Below are 7,916 nucleotides of genomic sequence, written 5' to 3'. Positions count from 1 at the left end.
CGCCCAGCGGCTTTTGGGCGCGCTCGCTGGGGTTGTATTGCGCACTCCTTCTGCGCGCGCGGGGCCTAGCGCACGCCGCGCGCGATAAGATGGCGCGGCGCGCAGTACAAACGATCGCTGCGCGATTCAGCATGGAAAGCGTCGCAACACGGCAAATGAGTCTCTACGCCACGCTTATCCGGGGTTGCACGTCGCAGCGCGAGGTATTTCTCTGATGACGTGGACAGAAACACCCTTGATAACTTCAATCTTACGAGAGAGCAGACGCCGGAACGCGTCATTTGCTCTTTGGCCGGCGATGGCATCGAGGTCATCACGCCTGCAGTGCGTTTCGCTCTGTTTGTACGGGCTCGTTGGGTTAGGAGCGATAATCGTATGAAGCTCATTCTTCACATTGGCACCCATAAAACGGGAACAACTGCCCTACAGCAATTCATGTCGACCAGCAGAAAGAAACTGCTTGAATACGGAGTGTATTACGCTACACCCCCGGGCGAGGCAGAAATGAATAACGTTATCCCTCACCTCTTATTTCCAGACCAAGTGCACCTGGTCCACGAGTTCTTTCTTAACCATTTATGGAATGCAACGCGGAAAAAGGCCAAGATAATCATTGCAAGCTCGGAGAATCTCTATTGCATGGAACGATTTTTGTTGCATATGCCGGAAAACAAATACAGCGCTGATCCGCTGGATGACGAGCGAAAGCTCATTCGCCGCTTACGTTCATCTATTCCTCGTTCGGTAGAATGTCACATCGTGTGTTATGTAAGAAGGCCCGATCATTATCTTGAATCGTTATATAACCAAAACGTAAAGAGAGGCATTCAATTCACGGGGAGTGCCGTCGATTTTTTGCACCTCAACGGAGATATGCTCGATTATCATCGTTATCTGTCACTTTGGCGCGAGGTATTCGGGAGCTCTGCTTGCTCTGCGCGCGTTTATGAGGTTGCAGCACATAATCTTTTCCAGGATTTTATGGCGCATACGCTTGGCATAGGTGATATTTCGCAGTTTGCGCAGCCACATCTCCGCGCCAACGAGCGGCTGAGCCGCGATGTTCTCGAGTACAAGCGCCTTAGCAATGCAGATATACATCGTTCACGGAGAAAGTTGGAACACAAGACCTACGCCCTGTTAGACAGAGAGGTAAGGACTCCCAATAACAACCACGAATATCTCTCCCCGGTTGAACGCGCGGACCTTCTCGCCAAGCTGAAGCCCAGCATAGACCGCCTACAAGCGAACTTCGGTCTACCTCCCTTTCCACAGTTCGATTTCGAAGCAGCCAAAGCCACTTGGCAGCCCTATCCGGGGATTTCACCCGAGAAGCAACGGGAAATTGAGCTTCTGTATAAGGCCGTCCAAAGCCGAATCGGCTTCCGGGCAGAGCGTTTTCTCAAGGAGGCAGCGCTGTCGTTGCGAAGTCAACTGCCGTGTCTTGCGAAGGTTTTTCAGTTCGCGCGCAATAGCGGACTACGCAAACTCCTGCTCGTCGCATCAAGCCGACTTCAATAGACGAACCCGGAGAGGCGACAGCAGCCGGCTTTGATGAAGATTTTTTGGCAAGGCGCGGATAGTGCAGTGCCAACCCGGGCGTGATCGGAAAAGGGACAGCTTGAGGCGGGCATTCGTGCGATGCAAGTATACTTTCAATGGTTCTCCCGATGAGAATTCATATCTTTGAGATGGGGTGTCTGAAACGGCACCCATATAAGAAACTCAAGGAGGCAATCTTCAGGCCTTGTTGGTTCCCGGTGGCGAACGCGAAGTGGACTTTTCGCGATCGATCCGTGGATATACGCTTTTACAAGACTTTTGATGACGATATTTTTGACTGCGACGTACTGATCATAAGCTCTCGATCCGTGCAGGACTACCTTCTCGATACAAGCCGGTTTGGTCGCACGAGAGCCGAATTCTGCGATTGCATTTCTAAAAGAGTGCCGAAGCTTGTATGGTTCGATTCACGTGATAGTGCAGGAAACTCGCAATTTGATGTCTTGCCTTATGTAAATAGTTATCTAAAAAAATCGATCTACAAAGACCCGTCCATGTACATGAATACATATCATGCGGGACGCGTGTTCTCTGATTACTATGCCAGGACCCTTGGCGTCAAAGACGACCCCGAGAAGCTTGATCTGGGTGAGTATGGCTACAGCACCACACGAGACCCGGACCAGCTCAAAAAAATTAGGTTGGGGTGGGGCTGTGGCGCCGAGTTTCATTGGCCAACCAAAAACTGGAATACAATGACCGGCTATTTGATCGACGGACTGACTTCTCAGTGTATCAGAGCGCCTTCTCCCCAACCCGTTCTTGCTTCGCCATCTGCAGCGCGATCGATCAATATATCGGCGCTATTCGACGAGACGAGATATCACCTAAGGACGGTCGGGTACCAAAGGAAACTCGCTAACGAAGCCACGGCCCGGCTTTCATGTCCCAACAAGCGGCTTGGCCGCGTTCCCCGAAACGAATTCTACGACATCCTGCGAAATAGCAAGATTACGGTCAGTGCTTTTGGATGGGGAGAGGTTTGCTATCGGGAGTATGAGGCGGGATATTGCGGTTCCGCAATATTGATGGCGGACATGTCCCATGTGTCGACTTATCCAGATTTTTATCTGGCGGATCAATATTACGTGCCTTTTTCATGGGATTTTTCCGACTTCGAGGAGAAGGCGGTTGGCTTGTTAGCTGACGACGACAAGCGAATTGGCTTGGCTGAAAATGCACAGAAGTTTTTGGCCGATCAGTGGACGGAGCGAGGAAAGCAGCAATTCGCCGATCATTTTTTGGGCGCGATAATGTAAGATTTGGCTAATGTGTGCGAACAGGCGGGAAAAATAGCTCATGATATTGGAGCACGGTTGCATGCACTGAAGCGCCGCAGACCAATTGGACAATCTGGAGCAGGTCAACTTGGACGAAGTAACTGAACATAAGAACCTGACACGAAGGGCAGCGCGGGGCCTTTCCTGGTCGGGCACCCTGCTGCTGGCCCGAATCTTATTGAATGTCCTGGTCACGGCTGTCCTCGCTCGCCTGCTTTCGCCCCAAGAATATGGTGTTGTCGGCGCTGCCATGATCGTCGGTGCCCTAGGAAATTCGATCGCCAATCTTGGCATGTCGCAAGTGGTGGTCCAGCGACGGGAGATCGAAGAGCGGCATATCGGAACCGTCATTTCCTTGTCCATGCTAATCGCCACCATTCTCGGCTTGCTTCAATGGGTGTTTGCACGGCAGATCGCCAATTTTCTCCATGTGCCCGAATTGGTCCTCGTTTCGCGCGTCCTTGCGGTGATGATGGTCGCGAACGCATTCAATCTGATCGCCGAGTGCCTTCTCTCAAGGCATCTGAAATTTAAGATATCCTCGACAGCAAGGCTGGCGGCTTGGACCGTCACGCATCTCGGTTTGGCCATTCCGCTCGCCTATTTCGGGCTGAGCTATTGGGCCTTGGTGATAGCGTACATAGCCGAGGCGCTTCTTCTTGCCGGCACTTATTTTGTCGTGGCGAGGCCATATCTCGTGAGGCCGAGTTTCGACATAAAGGCCTACCGTGAGATTAGGCGTCAGAGTCTCGGGTTCTCGGTGAACGGACTTTCAACCTTTATCGCCGGATACATAGACAATATCATTGTGGCACGGATGATTGGAACCGCCGAGCTCGGGATTTACTCGCGCGCCTTCTACCTGATCGCAATGCCGGCGAATCTGTTCGGAAATCTGAACAAGACCGTGGTCTTCCCGCTTCTGTCGAAGGTTCAGGACGACAAGGTGAGGCTTCGCACCGCTCAGCTCAAGGGCTATGCCTTGACGGCAGCCCTAGCTTTGCCATTCAGCGCGTTCCTGAGCACGTTCGCCAATGAGCTTGTCCTGACGGTTCTCGGCCAGAAATGGGTGGACGCCGTTGTGCCCATCATGGCGTTTTCTGCGGCGATCTATTTTCGCCTCGGCTACAAGGTTTGCAGCGCTGTGATGCTTGCTACAGGCCGCAGCTACCAGATGGCGACCATGCAAATTATCAACATGGCCCTTGTCGCTTCATTCGCATTCTTCTCGGCGCCTTATGGCGTGAACGCGGTGGCGGTCGCTGTCTCGGCGGCCATGGCAGCAAGTTTCGTGCTTTATACTGTCGTCAGTTGCCGGATGACGGGGGTGACGCTCTGGGATTTCTTGCTTGTCCATGGTCCACCGGCTGCTTTCGCCATATTCGTCTTCGGAGCAGGCTCAGCGGTCAAAGTTCTGCTCGAAGGATGGCCGCATTATCAGGTGCTGGCCGTCGGGCTTTCCGTCATAGGCGCGTTATCCCTCGTTACGCTCTATATGAGGGCTTCGCTTTTGTTCGGGAGATACGGCGTAGAAGTGCTCAAGAGCGCAGCATCAAAGAAAACGGCTTGGATCAAATGGACGCCAAGCTGAGCGAATAAAGCGGTCGCATCTTATAACTTCAATTGCCAGATATCGGCCCATCCGGCGGGAGCGAATGCGGTGGCGAGCAGGCGGTTGGCGAGCACGTATGTGCGATCGCGGTCCGCCGAGGCATTGGCCTTCGGCAGAAACATGCCCGCGGGTACGTCCGTGCCGAGAAACTCGGCCAACTTTTCAACACCGTCGCCTTCTTCCCAACAAAGCTCCAGGAACGGCTTTCCTACAAGCATCTTTCGAACGCGGGCATTGTGCTCCGTATAAATTTGGATTAGCCGCGCATCCTGCCCAAAGGGATAGGTCTGGCCCAAGACGAGCTTCCGGATGTCTTTGAACGGAACGCTTGTCAGTGCGTGCTTTTTCAGGCTGGATAGCCAGCGTTCCGGCGATGACCGTCTTGTCAGGATAAAGCGCGCGTCTGGAAATCGCTCGATCAACATCGAGCACATTGACGCGTACGGCCAGTCCTCGAAGCTGTCGTACTGGTCGATGACTTCGAATATCTTGTCGTACTCCTTCTTGTGCCAGGCTCTCACGAGGGCGCGGCGAAAGGGCGCGTGATTGAATCCGAGCCCTCTGAGAACCGTCCCAAGGGTCTTTGTGCCGGTCTTACCAAGTCCCACGCCGAATATCTTGGGCACGCCCTGGTTGGTCATTCAAGCTATCCTCAGAACCTGTACCTGAAGCGCTCGATAATATAGGCGAACCTTTGGACCTGCGCAATCTGGCCGCTGAAGGGTCTGGCCGCTGAAACGTGTAAAGAGAGCACATGACGTGTCCGGTCTAGGTAACACATGATCTGTCCGGTTGAATGGCCCTGATTTCGGGGAGGACCAGTGCAACGGACGGAACAACTACAGGGATTGAGGATGTTGAAGCTCAGGGATGTTTTGCGTGGAAACCCGGACGGCCCGGACTTGATCCGGGGCAGCTTGAGGCTGCAGAAGCTCTGGCAATGAGCGAGCGGACGTTCAGGCGGTGGGCATTGACCGCGCGAGGCGGGCACGTCATCCTGTCAAAACGGTGTCTCACGGGCTCGGTGGATTGAACATTAGGCGGGATGAGAGGTCCCATGGCTGACGTTGCAATCTATGGCTCGGGGTTTGCCGGCTACACATTGGCTGCTGCGGCGCTCGAGCAAGGTCAACGCGTGATAGTCGTCGAGCGGGGTCCGAGGACGGATCAGCGCCGCTCTGCGGAACTCGCGCGGGTCCATTCGCCATGGGAACTGGTCCAATCTGGCGGACGAAGCGGCGAAAACGGACCTGGCGATCGCACGCCTCGTTTGTTCGGACTTGGTGGCACGTCTTTACTTTGGGCCGGCAAATGGCGCCGCCTCGACACGGTCGACTTTAGTCGGCGTCAAGCGACTCGAGCATGGCCGATCACAGCCACCGACCTTGAACCTTTTTATCGTGCAGCCGCCGACCGCTTTGGGCTCGACGTTGACGACCGAGCCAACATGGTTCCGTTTCGCGCGCTCGCGGAGGCCGAGGGCTTGCGTCTCGTGCGCATCGCGCTCCCGCAGCCGGTGTTGCGGCTCGATCAGGCATGGACGAGACTGGAGACGCACTCAAACCTGCAGATTTTCACGGATGTGGAACGCCTTGACTTCGAGCTGTCACAGGGTGAAGTGAAACGAGCCTTCGCCAAAGTCGAGAATGACGGCGAGTGTATTGAGATCTCGGCGTCTCGCCATGTGATCACGGCGGGCGGCATCGCCTCGCCTTATCTCATTCACCGCTTGTCCGAGCGCAAGTCAGAGACACCGAAATCATTTCTCGGTGGCTACATGGATCATCCGAAAGGGCCGATCGGCCGATTGATGCCGACTCGACATGTCGATGATCTCGATTACATGCTGGAATCCAGCGATGACATACATGTCTTCGCTCTGCCTGAAGCTGAGCTGCTTGAGAGCGGTATTGGCAACCACTCGGTTTTTGTTTGGGGCGAGACGCGCCGTAGTCAATCGCTGCGCAGCCGGATATGCGGGCGCTGGTTGCAGTTGAATATCAATTGTGAGCAATTTCCGGAATCGGCCAACGGAATTTCGTTGGACGATCCACCAGAGGTGCGCTGGCACATTTCGAGCGCGACGCGACGCGATATTGACGCCTTTCTCGACCGTATTCTGCCTCGGATCTCCGCCTTGTTCGGCCCGGTGAGGCGAGCAGATTGGGTAGCATTGACCGGTGCCAGCCATCCGGCGGGGTGCACGCCGCTTTCAGCGTCGCCGTTAGGCGCAGAGCTGCACGCCGATGGGCAGTTGCCTACGCTCGCAAACGCTTTCTGTGTGTCTTCTTCTGGCTTTCCGTTCGCCGGCTCGGCCAATCCTACTTTGACCGTTGTAGCGCTCGCCGAACGCATGGCTCAAACATGGTGCCCGGGTAATGAATAGCGGGCCCAAAGTTCTCGTCCTCGGTGCAGGGCGGCGCGTACGCGATCATATTGCACCAGCGCTGTTCGGCCTCGGGCTCACGCGTTCTGACATCACAATTGTCCGCCGCAGCGCAACCGCTGGCGAAGGGCTATTGGAGGGAATCGCGGTAAGAGACTGGAACGCACTCGCGCCGCAGTATGACCTTGTTCTCAATTGTGTCTGTCAGCACAATCTCGTCGAGACGCAGACGCGAGCGCTGAGGTTATTTCCCGGCGCAATGCATTTCTGCGATACGCCGATCTTTTTCAAGTTTATCCAACTTCCTACCACGCTAGGCCTTGCAAGGAGTTCAAATCTGTATTCGCTGGAGGATTGGCCGTTTATGCCCAATTTACAGCCGATATTCGGGCTTTGTCGCAAGGCGGTGGATGACTACCATCTGCGCTTCGAGCATGTTGGTATCCCCACGCATTTTTTCTCTGTGGCACGCACGGTCGCGGCGATCGGCCGCCGCAGACGGATACGCCTTGTCATTCGCCGACGAAACGTTACCACGGACTTGGCTTTGGGCGCGCAGGCACGCTGTGTCCTGGTTAAGCCCAAACAAGAAATGTGCGCAAAAATATCATGCTGGGCCAATGGCCAACTCATTGAGGATTTCTTCGAACTCCGCTCAGCCACCGAGGCCATGTTCCACCCGGAAGTGGTGTCCCGCGTTCTGGATGGCGTGCGACTCCGCTACTTTCTTGGCGCGCACTGCCTGCGCGAGGTTATGATTCCGGCCGAAGTGGCCGCAGGATTCCACGGTAGGACCGATAGACGCGCAGCGCACGACCTCGACAAAATTGCAGGATTGATGGATGTGCTTGGGTCCGCCTTGGCAGGACAGCCAGCGGCTTATGCATATTCGGATTCCGTGCGCGACGCCGTCGCGGCGCGTCTCGAGGCAAGGGTGCGTTTTGCCTGCGCATTTCCTGCACCGTATCGAGGCGATCATCGTCCACCGATGTCATATCTTCAGCATGCCTCAGAGTAACGGTGAACCACGACTTCGAAGTCGTGAGCCGCGTGTGATCGTCCTCGATTGCGGACA

General features: G+C 55.0%; 7 protein-coding genes. 6 read left to right on the top strand and 1 reads right to left on the bottom strand.

What is annotated here, in order from left to right; translation table 11 throughout:
• From AC0L3N_RS04195 to AC0L3N_RS04180, 4 genes are all read left to right on the top strand, one after another.
• The coding region (locus tag AC0L3N_RS04195) for a hypothetical protein (protein ID WP_473545829.1) at window positions 1–215 on the top strand (215 nt) is incomplete at its 5' end.
• Between the two features lie 4 nt (window positions 216–219).
• Window positions 220–1,521 carry a hypothetical protein gene (locus AC0L3N_RS04190; RefSeq protein WP_473545827.1) on the top strand — a complete coding sequence of 434 codons (1,302 nt, stop codon included), beginning with the start codon at window positions 220–222 and terminating at the stop codon, window positions 1,519–1,521.
• Between the two features lie 149 nt (window positions 1,522–1,670).
• Entirely contained in the window at window positions 1,671–2,822 is a 1,152-nt protein-coding gene (locus AC0L3N_RS04185) for a glycosyltransferase family protein (protein WP_473545825.1), read from the top strand.
• An 85-nt stretch (window positions 2,823–2,907) separates the two neighbouring features.
• Window positions 2,908–4,434 (top strand): lipopolysaccharide biosynthesis protein, encoded by a 1,527-nt coding sequence (locus tag AC0L3N_RS04180; protein WP_473545824.1) that lies wholly within the window; start codon window positions 2,908–2,910, stop codon window positions 4,432–4,434.
• Between the two features lie 20 nt (window positions 4,435–4,454).
• Here AC0L3N_RS04180 and AC0L3N_RS04175 read toward each other — a convergent pair whose 3' ends face one another.
• Window positions 4,455–5,096 carry a sulfotransferase gene (locus AC0L3N_RS04175; protein WP_473545822.1) on the bottom strand — a complete coding sequence of 214 codons (642 nt, stop codon included), beginning with the start codon at window positions 5,094–5,096 and terminating at the stop codon, window positions 4,455–4,457.
• Window positions 5,097–5,512: 416 nt separating this feature from the next.
• On the opposite strand from AC0L3N_RS04175, the gene AC0L3N_RS04170 reads away from it, so the two are divergent.
• Window positions 5,513–6,841: an FAD-dependent oxidoreductase gene (locus AC0L3N_RS04170; RefSeq protein WP_473545820.1), complete on the top strand. Its 1,329-nt coding sequence runs from the start codon at window positions 5,513–5,515 to the stop codon at window positions 6,839–6,841.
• Window positions 6,834–7,859 (top strand): hypothetical protein, encoded by a 1,026-nt coding sequence (locus tag AC0L3N_RS04165; RefSeq protein ID WP_473545819.1) that lies wholly within the window; start codon window positions 6,834–6,836, stop codon window positions 7,857–7,859. Before AC0L3N_RS04170 ends, AC0L3N_RS04165 begins: the two co-directional genes overlap by 8 nt.
• The last annotated feature ends 57 nt before the right edge of the window (window positions 7,860–7,916 follow it).

It is taken from the genome of Mesorhizobium sp. WSM4807 (genome assembly GCF_055811615.1).
This window is presented reverse-complemented; position numbering and strand designations above follow the sequence as displayed.

Coding starts and splice junctions, on each gene's coding strand:
- AC0L3N_RS04185 (WP_473545825.1), top strand. CDS start 1,671: ATGAGAATTCATATCTTTGAGATGGGGTGTCTGAAACGGCACCCATAT.
- AC0L3N_RS04175 (WP_473545822.1), bottom strand. CDS start 5,096: ATGACCAACCAGGGCGTGCCCAAGATATTCGGCGTGGGACTTGGTAAG.
- AC0L3N_RS04170 (WP_473545820.1), top strand. CDS start 5,513: ATGGCTGACGTTGCAATCTATGGCTCGGGGTTTGCCGGCTACACATTG.
- AC0L3N_RS04165 (WP_473545819.1), top strand. CDS start 6,834: ATGAATAGCGGGCCCAAAGTTCTCGTCCTCGGTGCAGGGCGGCGCGTA.